Source organism: Pseudoalteromonas sp. SCSIO 43095, from assembly GCF_023650455.1.
GTDB classification, from domain to species: Bacteria; Pseudomonadota; Gammaproteobacteria; order Enterobacterales; family Alteromonadaceae; genus Pseudoalteromonas; species Pseudoalteromonas tetraodonis.
On the sequence record NZ_CP087995.1, the window covers coordinates 1145088 to 1166268 of the forward strand.

Annotated in this window: 18 protein-coding genes, 1 pseudogene and 1 riboswitch; of the genes and pseudogenes, 9 read left to right on the forward strand and 10 right to left on the reverse strand. The window is 39.6% G+C overall.

Annotated features, from left to right (window positions below):
- Positions 1 to 4: 4 nt before the first annotated feature.
- The 4 genes from LOC50_RS05495 to LOC50_RS05510 form a co-directional block, all read right to left on the reverse strand.
- Positions 5 to 556, reverse strand: coding sequence for a DUF4136 domain-containing protein (locus tag LOC50_RS05495; protein ID WP_036982398.1), 552 nt, complete (start codon positions 554 to 556; stop codon positions 5 to 7).
- A gap of 104 nt (positions 557 to 660) precedes the next feature.
- Positions 661 to 3453 carry an Mks condensin complex protein MksF gene (locus LOC50_RS05500; protein ID WP_250653761.1) on the reverse strand — a complete coding sequence of 931 codons (2793 nt, stop codon included), beginning with the start codon at positions 3451 to 3453 and terminating at the stop codon, positions 661 to 663.
- A complete protein-coding gene (locus tag LOC50_RS05505; RefSeq protein ID WP_028835095.1) occupies positions 3450 to 3998 on the reverse strand; it encodes a condensin complex protein MksE in 549 nt (182 codons plus the stop codon). Before LOC50_RS05505 ends, LOC50_RS05500 begins: the two co-directional genes overlap by 4 nt.
- Before the next feature lie 5 nt (positions 3999 to 4003).
- Positions 4004 to 5275, reverse strand: coding sequence for an MksB family condensin complex protein (locus LOC50_RS05510; RefSeq protein ID WP_036982402.1), 1272 nt, complete (start codon positions 5273 to 5275; stop codon positions 4004 to 4006).
- A gap of 196 nt (positions 5276 to 5471) precedes the next feature.
- Between LOC50_RS05510 and nhaD the strand changes: the two genes are divergently transcribed.
- Positions 5472 to 6719 carry a sodium:proton antiporter NhaD gene (nhaD, locus tag LOC50_RS05515; protein ID WP_036982403.1) on the forward strand — a complete coding sequence of 416 codons (1248 nt, stop codon included), beginning with the start codon at positions 5472 to 5474 and terminating at the stop codon, positions 6717 to 6719.
- A gap of 98 nt (positions 6720 to 6817) precedes the next feature.
- Positions 6818 to 6990, forward strand: a riboswitch (Lysine riboswitch).
- Between the two features lie 75 nt (positions 6991 to 7065).
- Positions 7066 to 8457 (forward strand): lysine-sensitive aspartokinase 3, encoded by a 1392-nt coding sequence (lysC, locus tag LOC50_RS05520; RefSeq protein ID WP_248532030.1) that lies wholly within the window; start codon positions 7066 to 7068, stop codon positions 8455 to 8457.
- On the opposite strand, the gene LOC50_RS05525 is transcribed toward lysC, so the two are convergent.
- Complete coding sequence (locus LOC50_RS05525) at positions 8434 to 9192, reverse strand: 4'-phosphopantetheinyl transferase family protein (RefSeq protein ID WP_036982407.1); 759 nt, start codon at positions 9190 to 9192, stop codon at positions 8434 to 8436. The two genes, lysC and LOC50_RS05525, sit on opposite strands and share 24 nt — an antisense overlap.
- Before the next feature lie 166 nt (positions 9193 to 9358).
- Here LOC50_RS05525 and LOC50_RS05530 point away from each other — a divergent pair, with 166 nt between their 5' ends.
- Positions 9359 to 10681, forward strand: coding sequence for a sodium-dependent transporter (locus tag LOC50_RS05530; RefSeq protein ID WP_250653762.1), 1323 nt, complete (start codon positions 9359 to 9361; stop codon positions 10679 to 10681).
- A gap of 95 nt (positions 10682 to 10776) precedes the next feature.
- On the opposite strand, the gene LOC50_RS05535 is transcribed toward LOC50_RS05530, so the two are convergent.
- Positions 10777 to 11757, reverse strand: a complete 981-nt coding sequence (locus LOC50_RS05535; RefSeq protein ID WP_036982411.1) for a 2-hydroxyacid dehydrogenase — start codon at positions 11755 to 11757, stop codon at positions 10777 to 10779.
- Positions 11758 to 11845: 88 nt separating this feature from the next.
- Complete coding sequence (locus LOC50_RS05540; protein WP_036982413.1) at positions 11846 to 12388, reverse strand: glutathione peroxidase; 543 nt, start codon at positions 12386 to 12388, stop codon at positions 11846 to 11848.
- 120 nt (positions 12389 to 12508) lie between these two features.
- Between LOC50_RS05540 and LOC50_RS05545 the strand changes: the two genes are divergently transcribed.
- The gene (locus tag LOC50_RS05545; RefSeq protein ID WP_069439597.1) at positions 12509 to 13390 is read left to right on the forward strand and encodes an NAD(P)-dependent oxidoreductase; all 882 of its coding nucleotides are present in this window, start codon (positions 12509 to 12511) and stop codon (positions 13388 to 13390) included.
- Between the two features lie 212 nt (positions 13391 to 13602).
- On the opposite strand, the gene sbcB is transcribed toward LOC50_RS05545, so the two are convergent.
- On the reverse strand, positions 13603 to 15048 hold the full coding sequence (gene sbcB, locus LOC50_RS05550; RefSeq protein ID WP_250653763.1) for an exodeoxyribonuclease I: 1446 nt from the start codon (positions 15046 to 15048) through the stop codon (positions 13603 to 13605).
- A gap of 249 nt (positions 15049 to 15297) precedes the next feature.
- Here sbcB and LOC50_RS05555 point away from each other — a divergent pair.
- A pseudogene (locus LOC50_RS05555) lies at positions 15298 to 16109 on the forward strand (alpha/beta fold hydrolase).
- Between the two features lie 152 nt (positions 16110 to 16261).
- Here the strand turns inward: LOC50_RS05555 and LOC50_RS05560 are convergent.
- On the reverse strand, positions 16262 to 16507 hold the full coding sequence (locus LOC50_RS05560; RefSeq protein WP_036982419.1) for a hypothetical protein: 246 nt from the start codon (positions 16505 to 16507) through the stop codon (positions 16262 to 16264).
- Between the two features lie 336 nt (positions 16508 to 16843).
- Here LOC50_RS05560 and LOC50_RS05565 point away from each other — a divergent pair, with 336 nt between their 5' ends.
- From LOC50_RS05565 to LOC50_RS05575, 3 genes are all read left to right on the forward strand, one after another.
- Positions 16844 to 18142 carry a porin gene (locus LOC50_RS05565; RefSeq protein WP_036982420.1) on the forward strand — a complete coding sequence of 433 codons (1299 nt, stop codon included), beginning with the start codon at positions 16844 to 16846 and terminating at the stop codon, positions 18140 to 18142.
- A 182-nt stretch (positions 18143 to 18324) separates the two neighbouring features.
- On the forward strand, positions 18325 to 18921 hold the full coding sequence (locus LOC50_RS05570; protein WP_249929874.1) for an HDOD domain-containing protein: 597 nt from the start codon (positions 18325 to 18327) through the stop codon (positions 18919 to 18921).
- Positions 18922 to 19251: 330 nt separating this feature from the next.
- Entirely contained in the window at positions 19252 to 19599 is a 348-nt protein-coding gene (locus LOC50_RS05575) for a hypothetical protein (RefSeq protein WP_250653764.1), read from the forward strand.
- Between the two features lie 74 nt (positions 19600 to 19673).
- Here the strand turns inward: LOC50_RS05575 and LOC50_RS05580 are convergent, their stop codons facing one another.
- Entirely contained in the window at positions 19674 to 20573 is a 900-nt protein-coding gene (locus tag LOC50_RS05580) for a LysR substrate-binding domain-containing protein (protein ID WP_069439568.1), read from the reverse strand.
- Positions 20574 to 20697: 124 nt separating this feature from the next.
- On the opposite strand from LOC50_RS05580, the gene LOC50_RS05585 reads away from it, so the two are divergent.
- On the forward strand, positions 20698 to 21150 hold the full coding sequence (locus LOC50_RS05585; protein WP_250653765.1) for a DoxX family protein: 453 nt from the start codon (positions 20698 to 20700) through the stop codon (positions 21148 to 21150).
- The last annotated feature ends 31 nt before the right edge of the window (positions 21151 to 21181 follow it).

The window sequence follows — 21181 nt, forward strand, 5'->3', positions numbered from 1 at the left end:
AAACTTACTGCTGCTTTTTTGGCGGGAAGTTGCTTAAAATATTGGCAACCGTTTCTTTAATAGCGGCTTCACGTTGTGATGGTGTTTGTTTTTTCTTTAAACGACCATCTTTAGCACCACGCCAAATTAATTGGTTTGACTCACGATCAATAATATCGATAACTAACGTGCCTACTTCATACTCACGTGCGCTTACATCGTGGTTAAAGCCTGTGCCCCAGTAACCCCAACGTGCACCGTAGCCTACGTTAAAGGTATCTACTTCTAGCTCTTTATCAACACTTGCATGGTAATTAACAAGTACATCAGCTTGCGCTACGTCAACCAATTGCATACCTAACTGTTGGCTTAGTTGGTTGTTTACCGCATTGCGAACGCGTTTTTCCATAAGGCCACTGATTTGGTAGTTATTCGTGTCTTTGGTTAGGCTCGCGTTTTCTACCCAAGCAAACGTTTTGTAGTTACTAAAGTTTGCTGATTTATCGTAATCCCAATCGGGCGTTTGTGTACAGGCGGTAAGTAGCGCCAGTGCTGCGACAATAAATATATGTTTCATACCGTTTGCTCCAATAAAGTGCGTTTGTTTAAACTACCATGGGCGAGGGTAATTTAAAATCTAAAAATAAGTGTAGCTGGCTAAGATGAATAGCCAATTAATTCTTAGTCCAGTAGAGAGTCTTTATGTTCAACCTCAATCCAATCTTTTTCATCTACCCAGTTTTGTGCGCCGTCTTTTACTGAACGAATTGGCACAATATAATCACAACTTATTTGCGGTTTAACCGAAGCAAATATTGGCACAAAGCCAAAGCTCAGGGCGGTTTCTATAATTGCTTTTTGGTTTTGCGGATCGATATCAGCCGCTTCATCTATGTAAATAGGTATACGGTATAAGTTTTGTTCCTGATCGCTTAATAAGTAACGAATAAACAACATGCCACATAACAGCTTAATGGTGATACGCGTACCATTTGAACCAGCCGAATCTATTTTTTCAAAGTGTTCGGTTTCGCCCGCGCGGTTAACCACTTCAAAACGAATATCAAATAAATCGGTGAGGGTCAGGCCTGCTTTGTCTGAGGCGAGTTTAATTAAATGATCTTTTGCGTCGTTTACCGCACTTTCGCTGTACGGCTCATGGCTGAGTAAATCCAGGGTATCGCCTTGTTCAATTTGGTTAGATGTACTGATAATGGTATCAATGCTATCTACCAACATTTTGCGCGGGATAATATTAATTTTAAACGCTTGCAGGTTTGAAATGCGGTGCTGGCTTATGCCTTTATTAAAGCTATTCATTTCACGGCGTAGGCGGTCTAAATCTTCACGTAAGCCTTTAATCGTGGCGGCCACTTCGGTGAGGGCAACGCGACCTTGGCGCTCAACGGCATCACGTTCGTTATCAATATTATGAAACGCGCTAATAAGTTTTTGGTATTTACTAAACTCATCGTTTTCGTTATCGAACTTGGTAATACCTGCATTGTAAATATGCATATAGGTATTACGTACATTTATATCGAAATTACGAAGCTCTTGGCAGTCTTTATTAAAGTGATGAATTAAATCGCTTAAATTATCAAAATCGATTTTTATATCAATCATGTAAGGCGTCACTTTACCACTGTATAAATCTAACGTGTGGTCAATACGCTCGGTTTTAACTTGGCGCAGGCGCTCTGTTTGACGATTAATTTGCGCTTGTTTTGATTTGATTAGTGAGCGTCTGTCAGCAATTGAGCCACTGTTTTTTTGAATATCTTGTAGGTAGTCGTCAACTTGTTCGCGTTCGGCTAAAAGCTGCTCTTTTAGCATCGCCTGCGCGTCAACCGATTGTTGCATCACTTCAAATTGCTCTAAGCGTTTAAGTGCACTTTCAGCACTCATAAGCTCATCGTATAGCGCGTCTTTTTCTTTTTGCTTATCTGCAACATTGGCGGCCACTTCGCGCTGTTGTTTAAACTCTTTTAATGATTGCTCAAGCGCGGTTAATTGAGCACTCAGTTGCTCTTTGTTTTCGCCGCTTTGCATTTGCACAGGTGAGAGTTTTTTAAGTTTAATACTGGCACCGGGCAGGGTGAGCACACCGCCTTTCACGTTTTCACTAAGCTGTGATAAAAACTCCCCGAAAGCGTCGTCATCATCAATGGTTATATCGCCATTGCTGGTGGTGGCAAAGGAGAGAAGATCGGGGTTTAATAGCCGCGATATTTCTTCAACTTCTTTCAGTGATAAGTCTTCACGCATACGAGTGAATAAATTATATTCTAAGTTTTTAAGTTGTAACTTTAAGCTTTTAATTTGTTTTTGTGTTTCGCCAATGCGGTAATCAAGGGTGTGCAGGCTTTGCCCTTGAGCACTCGTTATTGAGTGTGACAACGACTCGTAGTCATTTTTTAACTGCGTTAAGCCGGTTTTTAGCGTGGCTTTATTAACCAGCTCAAACTCACTTTTAAGGGCGTTGTAATCTAAAAACCACTGTTCAATTTGGGTTTGTTTGCGCTCTATATCGCGTGATTGTTGTACGTATAGGCTTTGTTTTTGTTCAAACTCGTGTTTTTCGTGCTCAATATCTTCAAGAGCGATGTTGAGCTCGCTGAGTTGCTCTTCCTGATACGTATCAAAATCAATCAGTGCTTGGTCAATTTTTGGCGCATAAGCGGCCAGTTTACCTTTAAGAACGGTTTGGTTTTCAAGCATAGATTCAAGGGCGGCTATGGGCTCTTGCATTGACTCGAGGGCTTTTAATTCACGTTTTGCGCGGTTTACTTTATCAAACGACCGGCGCCATACTTCGTAAAAGTCGACCTTTGAATTTGACATGTGGCGTTCAAACACACGTAACATAAAGCGCTTAACGTCGTTTGCACCTAATTTATGTAAATTAAGAATACGACGAAATATTTCTTTGTATATTGCAGAGTCTTGAACGTTGTTAAGGGGGATCATTTTTAAATTGATCTCACCATCAAATTGCGTTGCACCGCCTGTAAGTAGGGCGTTTAACTCTTGCGCTTTAAGCTCTATCGGGTTGTAACCTTGCTGCTTTAAGTGATTAAACAGCTTGGTAAACTTAATAATGGTATTGCCTTGGGTGTACTGGGCTAAATCAAGTTTGCCTTGATAGCAAAAGTATTGGTGTGCATAACCGGCAATTTTACCTAAGCCGGCTACGCCAATGACAACTGAGCCATGGGGTAAATCGGCTTGCAATAAAATGTACGATTGATCTGATGAAAAATAAAACTTACGGGTTTCATCTAAATCGTGGCCATCCCACTCGGTAAGGCGTAAATCATTAATTAGCGGAAATTGCAGTGCATTAATTACTGAGCTTTTACCTGTGTTGTTAGGCGCACAAATCGAGCTACTTTTATCAAGAGGGATCACACACTTTGCATAGCCTGCAGTATTAAGTAGGGCGAGTTTACTCAGTCCGTATAAGTTTTTCATTCCTCGTCCTCTCCTAAAAAGGTTTCTTCATTTACTTCCATTAAGGCATCAATATAGCGATGAATTGGCGCCTGTAGCATAAAGCCGCCTTCCACTTCGCGGGCAAGGCCTAAACGTACCATGCGTAAATACACATCTTTGCGTAAATCAGAACCCGAGAATATTTCAAGCTGATCAAATAAATGTTTATTAAGTTGTACCAAGGTTTGCATGAGCTCTAAATCGTTTGGCTCATCAAATAATGCACGCATTGGGTCTTTACCTGTGTTGGCAAAGTGTTCGATTAAAATATAAATAGTGAGCGCTATCGCGCGCGATATTTTGCCCATATTGGGGGTGCTTTCATCGCTAGCAAAATAATAAAAGCCACGACTGTCGTGCTTTAAATCATGGCCTAATGCTGTGAATAAGGCGCTGTAAGCTTCAATTTGTTGGTCAAGCTCTTGCCACATTAGGGTGTCTTGTTCGCAAATGTGGTAACCCGCGACTAATTTTTTATTAATGGCTTGTAAGTGAGAAAGCTCATTTAAGTTTATCTGTGTCATGGTGATTACTCGTGCTCGGCTTTATCAGCCTGAGGCTCTGAATTAAAGGGGTACAAAGAAAAGTGCTGGCCTGCAATGTTAACGCGGGCTTTTTTATCGCTTTGGCTAATGTGTAGGGTGTTATCGCTCACTAGCTTTTGATATAAAAACAGCATTTCATCGGCTTCAAGCTCAGGGTAGCTTTCGTCTAAAAATTGCAGCAGAGGCTGTGGTTTTTTACGCTGCTTTTTGAAGCGTTTTGCAAACTGCGCTTTTACATCGTGATAGTCAGGAATGTTTGGCGTGACAAACGCAGGCACATCGTTTTGCTCTGGTAGCTGATATTCGTGATGCTCAAACTCAGCCAGGCTTGCCATGTAGGCTACTATATGGCGCTGTTGACCCAATGAATACTTTTGCGCATCGCTTACAAAATGTGGCTGCACGGCGCTGAGCATATTATCTACCCCATTTTTACGTATTAGTCCTAATACTTTTGCTACTTGGCGGGTAACAAGGTTGTTACGGCGCAACTCTTCACGCAGTGGCATAAGCATATCGGCACTTTTTCGTAAGCTTGTCCGGCCAACTAAGTGCATTTCTAGAATGCGGGTACGCAATTGCTCAAGCATGCGTTTATCGTTGTACGCTTTGCCTGAGCGTTCAATGTGTTCTATTTGGGTGCTAATTTGTTGCTCAATAAGGGTAAAGCAGGCATGAAAGTCGCCTCTAATATCCACCATTTCCAACATGGGTTCTATATACTCATCAAACGCTTCTATCACGGCTTTATAGCGTTTTTGTAGCGACTGCACCGCATTATTAGATTTGGCTTGCTCAACAATATTTAAAATAGCGTTTTCGTTGTGTAAAAACAGTTTGATTATTTTACGCACCCGATCATCCATAATACGGCTAAAGCGGCGTAAATCATCAAAATCTTCCATTTCACCGGCATTGAATAGCCGATTACCTAAACGGGCCAAATCATCAACCAAGACACTAATTTCTTGTGCTAAGCCTAAATGTTCTTCTTGCAGTAAAAAGGTGGCAAAGTCGGCAATGGCGCGGTTAATTTCCAGTTGTGACGATTTAGCCAGCGGAATAATAATTTCTTGATTCAATAACCGGTTGGTTTCTTTATAAATACGCTCATTATTCCACGTGGGTTGCTTTTGCTTAATGGCATTTTGAAGATCTTTAATACTAAAGTCGGCCATTTTAAAGCGCTTAAATAATAGCTCTAATACACCCCAGTGTTCATTTAGGGTATTAAGTAGCTTTTTAGCTGGGATCATAAGGCGTTGCAACTTCCTAGTATTCGTTATTTTATATTTCTCGAACTTATATGGTATTCGTTTTTGCGACGATTTAATAATAGTTTTTACACCCGCTTAGTGATAGTATCCGCGCCGAATATAGGCACATAGAGTTTGTGGGTATATTTTTTACATGGTTTCAATTTTTACTTAACCCCGAAGGTTGTTTAATATCATGGTTTCCTCGATTATCCTGACGCTGATAGCGATTGCATTTTTGCTTATCGTTATTGAGGATGTGATCCACGTAAACAAAGCAAAAACGACATTATTTTTTGGTACACTTTGTTGGATTATCTCCTTTATTTTTCCTCTTAATGGGCAAAGCCCCGAAACGATTCAAACCCTCCTAGACCACAATATTTTAGAAATTGCTTCTTTATGGCTGTTTTTAATGGCCGCAATGACCTTTGTTGCCTATTTAAACTCTAAAGGACTTATCGAAAATGTTGTGAACCGGATTATGCCAACCAGCATTAGTGAGCGTAAGCTGATGTTTTTGGTGGGGTGTTTTGCGTTTTTATTTTCATCTATTTCAGACAACGTTACGGCCACGCTAATATCACTGGCAGTGATTATGTCATTAAAGCTTGAAGCCAAAAAGTTAGTTAAGTACGCCACGCTTATTGTATTTGCTGTAAACTCCGGTGGTGTATCACTTATCACGGGTGATGTAACCACACTTATGATTTTCCTTGATGGTAAAGTATCAATTAGCAATTTATTACTGTTAATTGTGCCTGCGTTACTAAGTGTATTATTACTCGCTACTTTGTTATCAATTGGCATGAATAAGCAACTCGAGTTTAAAAAAACTAAATTTAAACGTATTGAAAAAACCGACATAACCATTGCGGTTATTTTCTTCACTACGGTTATTGCTACGCTTACATTGAGTGTTTTATACAGTGTACCGCCTCTGCTTACTTTTTTATTGGGTTTATCTATTATGTTTTTAGTCGCGCAATTTTTAATGCGCAAAAAAGACATCAACAAAGATATGATCGACTTTATACGCGACATAGAGTACGACACCTTATTGTTTTTCGTGGGTGTGTTACTGCTTGTTGGTGCGTTAAAAGAAGTTGGGGTACTGAGCCAATTTACTAATTTGTATACGGTAATGGCGCCAGAGTACGCAAACTACTTAATGGGTATTTTATCTGCAGGTGTTGATAACGTGCCACTAACGGCAGCGTTATTAAAAGCCGACATTGTAATGAGTCAACAGCATTGGTTGTCGTTTACGTATGCAACCGGTGTAGGTGGCTCTATGCTAATCATTGGCTCGGCAGCCGGTATTATAGCCATGAGTAAGGTAAAAGAGCTGACGTTTGCAAGTTACCTTCGCTTATCGCTGTATTTATTACTGTGTTACACCTTTGGTTATGCGGGCTCTTACTTAATGGGTAGTTTTATTTGATTTTAGTGTAAAACGACTTGACAGCTAGACGTCTAAACGATAACTTTCAAAGCCGCACTCTTAGTGCGGTTTTGTTTTATTAGCCACAGGTTAATAATACATTCAGAAGAGGTGCGATACTTAGGTACTTAATGTGAGGCAACGACAGCCTGCGACCATTAAGGAGGGAAGTACTCGCCGAGGAAAATAATGGGTCGTTACTATTGTTTTTCGGTTTATGGGGCTGAATCCTCAAAACTGTCACCAATTTAGGTGGAGAGCTTCTGGCAGTAGATTTTTCTTATCTTTATTTCCTGCCAAGTTCTTCTTGTTTTATTGCGGTTTGGATGCCGCGAAAGGAGACGAAATGACTACCCAATCAGTGCCACAAAGTTCACAGTGCACAAAATCAGATTACATTGTTGCCAAATTTGGTGGCACCAGCGTTGCTAACTTTGAGGCGATGAGCCGTTGTAGCGAAATTATCGTAAACGATAAAAATGTACGTATTGTTGCAGTAAGCGCCAGTGCCGGAGTGACCAATCATTTAGTGGAGCTTTGCAAAGCGGGTATTGAAGCCGCTAAACGCCAACAGCATATTGATGGTGTACTTGCGATTCAGCAGGCTATTTTAAATGACCTGTCGTTAGATGATGATTTAGCCCTTGGGTTTAATCAAACGCTTGATGCATTTCAAACGTTGGCGGCACAAACACTCAATACTGAGCAGCAGTTCGATGAGCTACTTAGCTTTGGCGAGCGTTTATCGTCGTACTTATTTACCCAAGTACTAAGGTTAAAGGGTTTAAATGCCACTCGTTTTGATGTGCGCCAGGTGCTTAAAACCGATAGCCAATTTGGTAAAGCAACACCAAATGTGGGCGCCACAGCGCAAGCCGCTAAAACACATTTAATTCCGCTGCTTGATGATAGCGTTATTGTAACCCAAGGGTTTATTGGTAGCGATGCAAACAATTTAACGACCACGCTCGGTCGAGGTGGCTCAGATTATAGTGCTGCACTGCTTGCTGAGGCTATTAACGCTAAAAGTGTGCATATTTGGACTGACGTAGTGGGTATTTTTAGCACCGATCCTCGTTTGTGTGTAAAAGCCACTCCTATTGCGCGTTTAAGTTTTGATGAAGCAGCAGAAATGGCGACCTTTGGCGCTAAAGTGCTGCACCCAGCTACAATTTTGCCTGCCAGTCGCAGCCATATTAATGTGTTTGTTGGCTCAAGCACAGAGCCAGAACTTGGCGGTACGTGGATTGAACGTGAAAAATCGCAGCTACCTGGTATTCGTGCGGTAACGCAACGTAAAAATCAAATATTATTAACCCTTAAAAGCCCAGAAATGTTATTAGCCAGTGGCTTTTTAGCGCGTATATTTACTATTTTAAGTGAGTGCAATATTTCGGTAGATTTGGTCACCACCTCTGAAATTAGTGTAGCAATTACCCTTGATAATGCGCCTAATGCATCACGTCCAGAGCTTGATCAAGCATGTTTAGATAAGCTTGCTGAATTTTGCCATGTATCGGTTGAAAACAATTTAACGCTGGTAGCGTTAATTGGCTCTGAAATTGTTTTGCGCCAACATGAAATGAATTTAATGAAAGTGTTAAGTGATTTTAATATTCGACTCATTTGCCATGGTGCAAGTAAACATAACTTGTGCTTTTTAGTTGAGCAAAGCGAGTCTGATGCTGTGGTTCAAGCGATTCATAGTCGATTACTAGAAAGTGATTGCGCTGCGTAAATCGTTAATAGTTATTATTGAGCACCGCCAGTCGGTGCTTTTTTTTGCCACAACGCTAATATCAAACATGTCGTTATGTGCTCCAACCACGGTATTGCTACAAGCTGTAAGCTGAGTGTTATTAAGTTCGTTAAACACATTAGGGCTTAATAATTGAGCAATGGGGCGGCTGGTGGCTTTAGCCAGCGCTTCTTTTAATGTCCAAATCCTAAAAAAATGATGTGCTTGAGTTGTTATGTTATCTGAATCGATTATTAAGCTCACTTCGGCTGGATGGTAAAAGTGTTTAGCGAGTTTATTAAAAGGGCGCTTTAAATTAATTTTTTCAATATCAAAGCCAAATTGAGTTGATGCTACATTTAACGCTGCACCTACAAAACCATGAGAATGAGAAATACAGCAACTGATCACGCCTGTTGTATTTTTAATATGTAATTCTAATTTACTGTTATCGGGGTTAAATTCAGAACTAATATCACACAGCTTTAATGATGCGTAAGAAGAACAAGCGGTTTTTACTAGGTATTTAAGCACTAAACGTGTGGCTAAATATTCTTGTTTAGCTTGTGGGGTTTTACGCCGATTAATAACATTGAGCTCAAAAGGGCTTAAATAGTGGGGTAAATCAAATTCACCCACATTGAGGGTGGTCGCGTTAAGCAACGCAATGCAATGGCTGTTATTTGCTAAAGCGGGCGTGACTGCTAGCTGGTTTTCAAAGTAAGTTACACTCATCATTGCTCGTTATAAATGACGACCGATTACATATTTATTACCCAAAGCTGGATAGTTTGTGAGCGGTTGTTAGTTGTTGTGAGCGCTAAGTACATTTTTATTACTCAGTCGCTCTTAAATATGGTTTAATTCGCATTCGTTAAAATAATAACAGATTTGTAGGTGTATGGCACAAGTGCGTGATGGTTTTCAAAGTCGACTAGGTTTTGTATTGGCAGCAGCCGGTGCAGCGGTAGGCTTAGGTAATATATGGGGTTTTCCTACGCAGGCTGCTAATCATGGTGGCGGCGCATTTTTACTGGTTTACTTTATCGTTATTTTTTTGCTGGCGTTACCTGCTTTGTACACCGAGCTGTATTTAGGTTACAAAGCCCAAGCTAACCCTGTTAAAGCACTAGGCCAAGCATGGCAAGATCACGCCCCTAAAGTGGGAGCCGCAGCAGGCTATATTGGCCTTGCCGGTGCCATCGTTATGTTAAGTTTTTACTCAATTGTGGCCGGTTGGATGCTTTCCTACGCTATAGAGCCTATAAGTAGCTTTTTTGGCTTGCAGAGCTTGAGTGAGTTTTTACATAGTGACTCTATGTTACGTAATTTTATTTTTACGCCGCTTATGCTTATTCTAACCGCCAGTATTATTTTAAAAGGGGTGAAGTCGGGAATAGAAACCTGGTCACGCCGTTTAATGCCGCTTTTACTTGTTCTCCTCATTGGGCTTATTATTTATATTGCAACGTTAGATGGCGCAAGCGAAGGGTTTGCTGCCTATTTAGTGCCTGACTTTAGCAAAATACTCGACCCTGATTTAATTATTGCCGCAATGGGGCAAGCGTTCTTTTCGTTGTCGCTTGGGGTAGGCTGTATGATGATTTACGGCTCATATTTAAAACCCGGAGCTAACTTACCAAAATTAACCGCAAGTGTTGCGCTACTTGATACCAGCGTGGCGTTTTTGGCGGGCTTATTAATAATTCCGGCTATTTATGTTGCCCAGTACAATGGCGTTGAAGTATTTAATAACGGTAAATTAATTGGTGAGGGACAACTTATTTTTGCCATATTACCTGAGCTATTTGGCACTATGGGTGAAATTGGTTTATTGGTTGGCTTATTATTTTTTGTATTGATGTCGATAGCTTCAGTTACCTCAACTATTTCGTCAACTGAGATCCCTGTGGCATTTTTGGTTGAAAACCACAGTGTAGATAGAACCAAAGCAACATGGGCAGTCAGTGCTGTTGTGCTTATTTGTGCCAGTACCATTATTTTAAACTTTGATTGGTTGTTTGGTTTAGTGATTATGGTATTTACCCAATACCAATTGCCGTTAATGGGGCTATTTTACTTTATAACGGTAGGCTGGCTATGGCAACGTGGTAATAAGCTGCACAAGGCAAGTAGTGGGCCGCACTATTGGTTTGCACAATATATTCGCTTTGTGTGTCCTATACTTATGACCTTAGTATTTGTAAATGTAGCGTTTGGTTAAAAACTTTTAAACGCGAATTTAAAAATGCCGTTTTAAAAAGTGAACTATTGGGAGTCACCCGAAAGTTCGCTTTTTACAGTTTAAATGACTTGATATTACAATACTTGATTGGTTAGCGTTTGCCCTTGAGCAAGCTCGTTTGCATTTTGTAATGTTATATTAGCGATTTCGGTTAGAGCTTCTTGAGTAAAAAAGCCTTGATGCCCTGTTATTAACACGTTTCTAAAACTCACTAAGCGAGAAAATATATCGTCTTGATTTATTTCTTCACTGTGGTTTTTAAAAAACAGCTCTGATTCTTGTTCGTACACATCAAGCCCTAAATACCCCAGTTTTTGTGATTTAAGTGCTTTAATACACGCTTGGCTGTTTACCAGCGCACCGCGCGAAGTATTAATGAGCATGACCCCGGTTTTCATTTTATTAAATGCAACGTCATCGATTAAATGATGCGTATCTTCGCTCAGCGGGCAGTGCAGTGAAATTATATCGCTTTGGGCAAGTAGGGTATTTAAATCGGTAATAGTGTAATTGCCTGGTTTTGCAAAAGGGTCACACACTAAAACGTTAGCGCCAAAACCATTTAAAATGTTACACAGTGCCAAGCCTATTTTACCGCAGCCTATAATACCTATGGTCTTGTTATGTAAGTTAAACCCAAGTAAGCCATTTAAATCAAAGTTGTCTTCGCGTACGCGGTTATAAGCTTTGTGTGTTTTACGGCTGAGGGTAAGCATAAGGGCAACACAATGCTCCGCGACTGCCTCAGGGCTGTAGGCGGGTACGCGTAATACGCTTAAGTTATGCTGTTTGGCAACGGGCAAGTCAACGTTATTAAACCCCGCACAGCGTAATAAAATAGCGCTAACACCCAATGTGGCAAGTTGCTCAATTACCGCTTTATCAACAGAATCGTTGACAAATACGCACACAGCGTCAAAGTTTTTAGCTAATATTGCCGTCTGCGCCGATAAACTTTGCTCAAAATAAGTAATAGTGATGTTAGAAAAGCCATTTAAACTTTGCTCAAAAAAAGGGCGCTCATATTTCTGAGCACTAAAAAAAGCAATATCCATTAACTAGCTCCAAGTAATCAATTATTTTATTACCATAAACTATTCTTACTATAGATGCTTCACTCTTGTTGTTTTAATTACGACAGGATTATTTTAATACAGCCGAACGGACTCCTAAACGAGCGGTCGTCGGTTTTATAACGGGCACTGATTCTAAGCAGCTTGTTATTACATTATGTAATGACTCCGGTTTAGTTCGCGGTGCATAGCGAGCAACCAGCTGCCCTTGTGCATTAACTAAAAACTTAGTGAAGTTCCATTTTATTGCTCGGTTTTGTGCAATACCCCTTGTATGAGATTTTAAATAACTAAACAGTGGATGCGTATCTGGGCCATTTACCATGACCTTATTAAACACCTCAAAATTAATTGAAAAATGTTTTTGATAATAGTCTTTAATGGCCATTCCCTCTAATGGCTCATTTTTATCAAATTGATTACACGGAAAGGCTAAAATAGTAAACCCATCGTTTTTGTATTGTTGATATAGCTTTTCTAGCGCGCATAATTGCGCAGAAAAATGACATTTACTGGCGGTATTAACAATAAGAACCGCTTTTCCTTTTAGCTGACTCAAAGAAAAATCATCGTTATTACAAAGTGGTGCGTTAAATTGATAAATACTATCCATAGATTACCTACCTAATTTCCGTATGAGGGAAATTTTAAAAGACTTTCATTCGCTTTTTTTGCGGCCGATTGACATAATCGAGCTTATGTTTCTAAGTTATCAGTTAAATAGGTCATTTTTATGTCAGTTAAAATTGCATTTATAGGTTTAGGCGTAATGGGTTACCCAATGGCGGGGCATCTAGCAAAAGCGGGGCATAGCGTATGTGTTTATAACCGCACAGCAGCTAAAGCACAAAAATGGGTTGAAGATTTTAACGGTAGTTTTGCACCTACTCCGCGTGAAGCTGCAAGTGGTGCCGATATGGTATTTATGTGTGTTGGCAATGACGACGACTTACGGTCAGTGGTATACGGCGATGATGGCGTTTTAGCTGGTATGGAAAAAAACACGATTTTAATCGATCACACAACTACTTCTGCTGAGGTAGCGCGTGAAGTTGCGGCAAAAGCGGCTTTACAGCATATCGACTTTATTGATGCGCCAGTATCAGGCGGTCAAGCAGGTGCTGAAAACGGGGTGTTAACCGTTATGGCCGGTGGCAACGAAACGGTATTTGCTAAAGCACAACCTATCATGGCGGCGTTTAGCCGTTTTAGCCAGTTATTAGGGGAAGTTGGCTCAGGGCAATTATGTAAAATGGTCAACCAAATTTGTATTGCTGGTGTAGTGCAAGGGTTAGCTGAAGGCTTACATTTTGCTAAACAAGCAGGGCTTGATGGCGAAAAAGTAATAGAAACCATTTCTAAAGGCGCAGCTGGTTCGTGGCAAATGGAAAACCGCTACAAAACAATGTGGGCAGGCGAGTACGAATTTGGTTTTGCTGTAGATTGGATGCGTAAAGATTTAGGTATTGCACTCGATGAAGCTAAAAATAACGGTGCAACGCTGCCAATGACTGCAACGGTCGATCAATACTACGCCGATGTGCAGGCACTTGGCGGCGGCAGGTACGATACCTCAAGTTTACTAGCGCGTATTGAAGCACTGCATAAAAAGTAATGTAATTGGTAAAAGTAAACTGTTCACAAAGAGGCTAAGAGGCGCTGCGCTTTTAGAGAAAGTGATACACATAAAAAATGAATGTTGGTTTTATGTTTTCTCATTCACCTCTCTTGTTGAGATAGGTTTTTGGTTTTTTACCTAGTAACAAAAAACGCGACACTTTTTGCTAAAGTGTCGCGTTTTTCATGGGTTATATACACTAAAGCAAATTACATGCTTTGCGCGTAGTTATACAGCGCTTTTAAAATTGTAAGATTTTTTTCGCTGTCGTCATGTTCATGCGCTAGGTTTTCAAGAGTGATCATAAAATCTTGCGCGCTGATTGAGGGTTGATCTTCGCCATGCATTAACTTGCTTTGGCAATATTGACGCCATTGATCAAGCTCTTGCTGGTTTAGCGTTTGTGGCCAGTTACGGGCGCGGTATCTAAATAGTAAAGTATTGAATTTAGGGTCTTCAAATTCAAGCTTTAAACTTGCCAAGTCTTCAGGTTTTGCATCACGAATAATCGCAAATTTAGCTTTATCAGCATGGCTAGTAAAGCCATCATAAAGTAAATAATCTACATTTGTAGTGGCGCTGTAATCGCCTTGCTCATTAAATACCTCAGTGACTTTATCGCGAAGCTCAGTATTGGCTTTTAAAATGGCTAAATTAGCCAAGCATTGCTCGCGGTCAATACCCAAGCGAGCAGCGTTTTCAGGCAGTAGCGTTTTAGCTGGCGCTAAAATAGGGCACTTGTTTAAATGCACCAATTTTAAACCTACGGGTAAATCACCCTCTGCTAAATCTATACGTTTGGTGTATAAACGCTTGCGTAGCTCTTCTACATTTAAATCAAGTAATACCTGTGGGTTTTGGGTTAAATCAAAACAAATAACTGCGTTTTTATTAACAGGATGAAAGCTCATAGGTGCCACCCACGTGGTACAACCCTGGGTTGCTGGAATACGCGACGATGTATGCACTAATGGGGTCATGTTAAACACGTCCACCAATTCAACAAGGGCTTTTTTATTGCGCAAACTAAAAAAGAAGTGATACAGCTTAGGTTGCTTTTCTTTTATTAATTTAGCCAGTGCAATGGTAGCCGTTACATCACTTAATGCATCGTGCGCAGCGGCATGTTCAATACCATTAGCGACAGTTAAATGCTCAAGTTTAAAACTTGGGCTGCCATCTTCTTTTAATGGCCACTCAATACCCTCAGGCCGAAGTGCATAGCAGGCACGCACTAAATCTATAATATCCCAACGACTGTTATTGTTTTTATATTCACGCTCATATGGGTCGTAAAAGTTACGATAAAAGCTATATCGGCTTACTTCATCATCAAAGCGAATACTGTTATAACCAGCCACACAGGTATTGGGCACGCTAAATTCGGCATGAATTTTAGCAATAAACTCAGCCTCAACTAAGCCTTTTTGCATCGCCACTTGTGGGGTAATACCAGTAATTAAACACGCCTCAGGATGCGGTAAATAATCCGCTTGAGGCTTACAGTACTCAATAAGCGGCTCGCCAATAATATTTAAATCAAGATCGGTGCGTACACCGGCAAACTGACTCGGCTTATCCTTTTGCGGGCTTGCCCCCCAGGTTTCGTAGTCGTGCCAATAGATTGTTGCTTGATTTTGCTCTTGATAAGCCATTTAAACACCCTATAAGTTAGCTTGAAACGGTTGGTATTCCGCCAAGTTACTAAATTTATGAATTATTTAGATTATGGCATAGGGTCACAGAGGTTTATAGGTTTGAATAAGGAAATCTATCAGCCAAAACATGATTTAAGCATGATTGATGTGATTATTTATTTTTAAGGGTATGCGTTAGAGAATTTATTTATAAACATAGTGCTTAATGTTATACACTTAAGCTAACTACTAATTAGCTTTAACAACATGAAACTAATAATAAAAACGATTCTATTTGGGTATTAATCACCTCAAGCGTTGTGTTTGCTGAGCTTGCTAAAGTGCAAGTAAATGGCTTTGATATTGAATATGAAATGGCGGGTAGTGGTAAACACACTGTTTTACTTGAGGCAGTTGGCTCTGCCGGTTTAAGTGATTGGGAACCCATTTATAAAGCGATTACCAAGCATGTAAAAGTAATTCGTTATTCTCGAATTGGCAATGGCGGCTCAGCGCAAATAAAGAAAAACTATAGCTCAGAGGAGTATGCTGCTGAGGCTTCACTATTACTTAAAGCATTAAAAATTGAAGAGCCGGTGATTTATGTGGCGCATTCTTATGGAGCTTATATCGCAAGAGTATTTGCAGCAAGCTAGCCTGATAACATTAAAGCGTTAATGTTAATTGAACCCGCCTCAGAGCATGATGTTGATATTATGCGTAAGATTGATTTATCGCGCACTGAAAAAGAAATTGCCGCTATAAAACGTGATGATATGAAAAACGGTATGTCAAATCAGTATGTAGACTTTTGGTCTAAGCGACCTTTGCCCGATTACCCACAAATAGCTGATATTCCTGTGACGGTTATTGCCTCAGTTAAAAAGTATGAAAATCCGTCGGTGTTATTTTTTACTGATAAAGGGCGTGAAATGTGGGGGGAACTGCATGCAAACTGGGCTAATGCTTTTCCTCAAGGTGTGACAGTGCTAACCGGTAAAAGTTACCACTATCCACAAAATAATGAGCCAAGGATGGTAATCGCGCAAATCCAAAAATTGCTAAAGCGTACTCATTAAATAAAAAGCTAAGGCAGTTTTTTAGATTGTTTAATCAGTTTAATTAAAATGATAGTGAGTACCGCTGCTGGAAGTAACCAAATAAAATCACTCATTGTTGTAACTTCTTATAGTAATTCACTTAAGCTTTAGTGCTTAAAAGTAAAGTTAGATCAAAACTTTGGACATAAAGCGTGGCTAAAGCCTTTTTCGGTTAGCAAAAAAGTGGCGCTGGGCGTCGAAAATATATATTCCTCATGAAGAAGAAACGCGATTGTTCCTTTTATTTGCTCACCTTGATGTTCTGAGGTGTCGCTAATTAATTGTTCAGGATCTAACTGGCTTGGGCTTGGAAAGTTATTATAAAGATGCTTAAAAATTAACGTAGCAATTGTGTTAAAGGTATCGTTATTTTTCATTTTTTGAGAGTCCTTAATTTATATATGTAGCAACAAACTGGCTGTTTTAAATATGATTTTTAAATAATAACACATTAAAAATAGGTACATGATCATCCTGCTATTTTTTAAGCTTTAATTTTGCTAGCTGCTGCTTTCATTTATTAAAATGATGATTAATTGTTATGCTTACCCCGCTAAAAAGTAGTGTGTGTGTTGCGCAAAATCATAAAGTGTAATTGAAGAGTTGTAAAAATACGTTATCATTGTAAAACAACATGTAAAATCAAGCAGGTACTTAGCTCACGCTGACCAAGTTCGAGTTAATAACATCAACAAGGCAAGCAAGGACAAATTATGACACCTATGAAACCTTTAGCACTGGCAGTGGCTATGGTTGTTTTTTCACATCCGGCACATGCAGATACAGATCTTGATAAAGTAAAGCAGCAATTAAGCAGCTTACAAAAACAAGTGGAAATGCTGCAAAAGCAACTTGCAAAAGCAGAGCAAAAAAGTGAAAAATTAATCGAGCGCACCATTGAACAGAAAGAAGATATAGCTGAAGTTAAAGTAGCTAAACATGAACACAAGCCTCAGGGAATTAAAATTGGCGGTGCTGTTCGAACCAACTATAGCCACACCTCGTATGATGACGATAATAAAAATCGCGGTGGCGATTTTGATTTTGATATTTTTCGTCTAAATTTCTCAGGCGATGTGGGTGATGTAAAATTAAACGCTGAAATTCGCTTTTTTGATTATATGACCGCTGTTAAATACGCTTATGCAGCTTACGATTTTGCTGATGATTGGCAAGTTCAAGCAGGTATTACTCAGGTTCCTTTTGGTAACTGGCCATACAACTCACATAACTACTTTTTCAGCACTAACTATTACGTTGGCCTTGAAGACGACCACGATTTAGGGGTGTTATTTAAGCGTAAAATTGCCGATAACTGGCAGCTTGATTTAGGCTTTTTCAAAAATGATGAATTAGGTGGTGTTGATGGTTATGTAGATAACCGCAGCGATCGCTATTCTTACGACATTGTTGGTTTTAGAGAAGCCGGGGATGGTGTTTACGCTGAGCCGACCAATCCAATTGGTGAATATAATACGTTCTCAGGTCGTTACGGCTACCACCTAGAGCATGAGGGTGGTAAAACTGAAATTGGTGTGTCAGCGCTTGCTGGTGGCTTGCATGATGGTGTTGACCGCGCAGGTGATTATAACGCATGGGCATTACATTTAAACAGTAATATGGGCCCTTGGAACTTGCAATTACAACATGGCGAATACAACTACGATATTGATAACGTAAACCGTATTGCTGTAGGCGCTTACTCGTTTTACGATAGCATGGCAGCGGAAGCAACTATGTCGAGTGCAAACATAGCATACAGTGTGCCGGTGCAATGGGGCGCAGTAACAAACTTACAGTTTTATAATGACTACAGCGCTATTTACGACAAATCAGACAACAGCAAAGATACCTGGATGAACGTAACCGGTTTCTCGGTCGCTGCAGGTGGTTTATTTACATACTTTGATTTAGTTCATGGTAAAAACATGCCGTTTGTTGGCGGTTCATTAGCGGGCGATAGCAGCGAAACTGAACGCCGCTTCAACATTAATATTGGCTATTACTTCTAATAAGCTAGTATTCAAAGCACACGTCTATATACCGGGCGTGTGCTGCTTTGGTTTTTAAAAATTATTTTACCCTACCAATTTCAGCACCTACAAATTGATAAATCTCTAATCAACTTCTAGTATAAAAGTTCAAATGGAATTAAATAAATAATCCATATAGCTTAGCTGGAGGCTAGACATCGATGATTGTCGTTAATGAGCAGGTATTATCAGATGTAAATAAAAACTTTATTATTCCCCCAAAACCACAAATTTTAAATGACCTTGAATTATTAGCATCTGCACAAGAGCCCTCGCTTTCAGACGCCGCAGAAATCATTGCTAAAGATGTGGCTATAGCGTCTGCTATTTTAAAAATTGTTAATTCACCCGCTTATGGCTTAGTACGTAGTGTGTCTGATATTAAACAAGCCATCATGTTTTTAGGTTGGAATGGCATAGAAGCACTTATTCCTGCGCTTAAATTAAAGCAAATGTTTTTACAAAAAACATGTTGTATTAGTTTAGAGCGTTTTTGGGATAACGCGTCTGAAATTGCTAATGTAAACATGATTGTTGGACAGCGAGTAAAAAATAAAATTCCAGTTGAATACTTATACACTCTCGGTTTATTTCATGATTGTGGCATAGTTCCGATGGCGATTAAATATGACGACTACGTCAATGTGCTGCATGGTTCAAATAGAAGCAGTAAAGAAAGTTTAGTTGATATTGAAGATCGTGTTTATGGCGCTAACCATGCCATTATCGGCTATTACTTAGCATCGAGTTGGCATTAACCAAGAGATATTTGCCAGCTTATTTTACGCCATCATGATTTAAGTTTACTTGAGGATACATCCGATCCTAATCAACAGCTCTGTTTTTGTGTATTAAAGCTCTCTGAAAGCATAGTAAATAGTATTTTACGTGATGAAAAAATTAAAGATTGGGAGCGCCTTGAACCGTTTATACTTAAAAAGTTAAATATGTCTGAAGATGAATATATTGATTTACAAGAAGAAGCTATTGAATACTTAAATCAGTAAATAATCAAGCCGGGTTTGCAGCTTAGTTAAACGAGCGGTTATTTGTCGCTTTTATTAAAACGAATATGCTCAGCTTCTGTAATGGCTGATCAAAGTGACTACAAGTTAATGGTTATTGAAGAGGCTGCAACAGCCCCACAAGAATTCGAAGTTGCATTTAACAGTTGCGCATTAAATGTAAAATCAAAAAACTACAGCCAAGCTGAAGAAATTTGCTCAAAAGCAATTACATTATTACAGCAAAGTACAGGCCCACGTTTTAAAGTACGTGAGCTGACTTCATTTGCTTTAAGTAACCGCGGTGTTGGCCGTTTAATGGCTAAAAACGAAACCGCAGCGTTATCTGACTTTTACGAAGCACAGCAAATATCAGGTAACGAGTTAGTGTCGCACAACTTAACACGTGCTAAGCAAGATCTTGCTCTATAACATCTATTAGTGATTAAAAAAGCCCATGCTAATTTTGTTAGCATGGGCTTTTGCATTTATGTAGTTGGCTTATTTCATGTCTGTAAATTATTGTCGATTAAAAGTTGAGTCAATTTTTTTAATCCTTTACCTTTGTTGGTTATTTTCCATGCAAGGTATAAGTCTTGAATAGGACGTGGTTCAATGAGCTCCACAACATGAAGTGTTTTAGCTTTAATATGTTCAGCAATAAGGTTTACTGGTAAATAACCAATCCCGATTCCCGATAAAATAGCGGTAATTTTTTGTTTTACGGAGCTTACATAAAAACGTTGACTACCTTCGATTAAATTAGCTGACCACGGAATACTTTGTTTTGCAGAATCATGAACTATCACAGTGGTGTATTGACCAAGAACACTAGGCTTGATTGGTTTTTGCTCTTTTGCTAAAGGGTGGGATGGGTGAACCACAAGTACATTTTGAATATCCGTTATTTTCACTGCCCTGATCCCTTTTTGAGCAGGCACGGGGGCGGGTGCACCAATCACTAAGTCAACATTGTCTTCTATTAATGCCTCCCATGTACCGCTCATGACCTCTTCTTTTACATCAATTTCAATGCTTTTATGTTCAATTAAAAATTGTTGCAAAGCAGCAAAAACATTAGTTACGTCAATAATTGAGTCACAAGCAATCCGTATTCTAGGCTCCCAGCCATTAGCTATGGTTTGTGTTTGCTCCGATAAATTATTTATAGCATTGAGTACTTTACGCCCCTCGCTCAGTAAATGTTTACCTGCGGGGGTTAAAACTGCTCGCCGACCTTGGCGCTGAAACAAGGTTACATTTAATTGCTCTTCAAGTTTATTAACAATATACGACAGGGCTGATGGCACTTTATTAAGTTGTTCTGCAGCGGCTGCATAACTGCCACGATGCTCAATGGCGTCTAATACCAGTAAAGCTTCTATGCTAATAGGGGGTGTATTCATCATCATACCAAATATTAACTGTTCAAAATATTTGAACATATAAAGCAAATAATAGGAGTTATTTAATTTTAATTCAACTTATACAATAGCTGCATAATTAACAAAAACAATACAGGTAAACATTATGACGATTAAAAATATCAAAGCTGCCATCACAAAAACTGAACAGTCTTTTGCAACTCTACCATTAAGGCTTATTGCAGGATTAGTGTTTAGTGCTCATGGGGCACAAAAACTGTTTGCATGGTTTGGTGGCTATGGCTTGGAAGGTACAGGGCAATGGATGGAGTCGATTGGCTTAGCACCGGGCTATTTAATGGCGTTAATGGCGGGTGGCGCTGAATTTTTTGGTGGATTACTACTCATCGTTGGTTTGCTGGTGCGTCCTGCGAGTTTTGTACTGGCTATCACTATGGTGGTTGCTATTTTTACCGTACATATAGATAACGGTTTATTTATGAGCAACAACGGTTACGAGTTTGGTTTATCGTTGTTGGCAATTACCTTAGCCTTATTTATTCAAGGAGCTGGAAAGCTATCCCTTGATGGAAAAATTCATAACAAATTAAACCAATAAGCTGATCATATAACTGATTGAACTTTAAGCT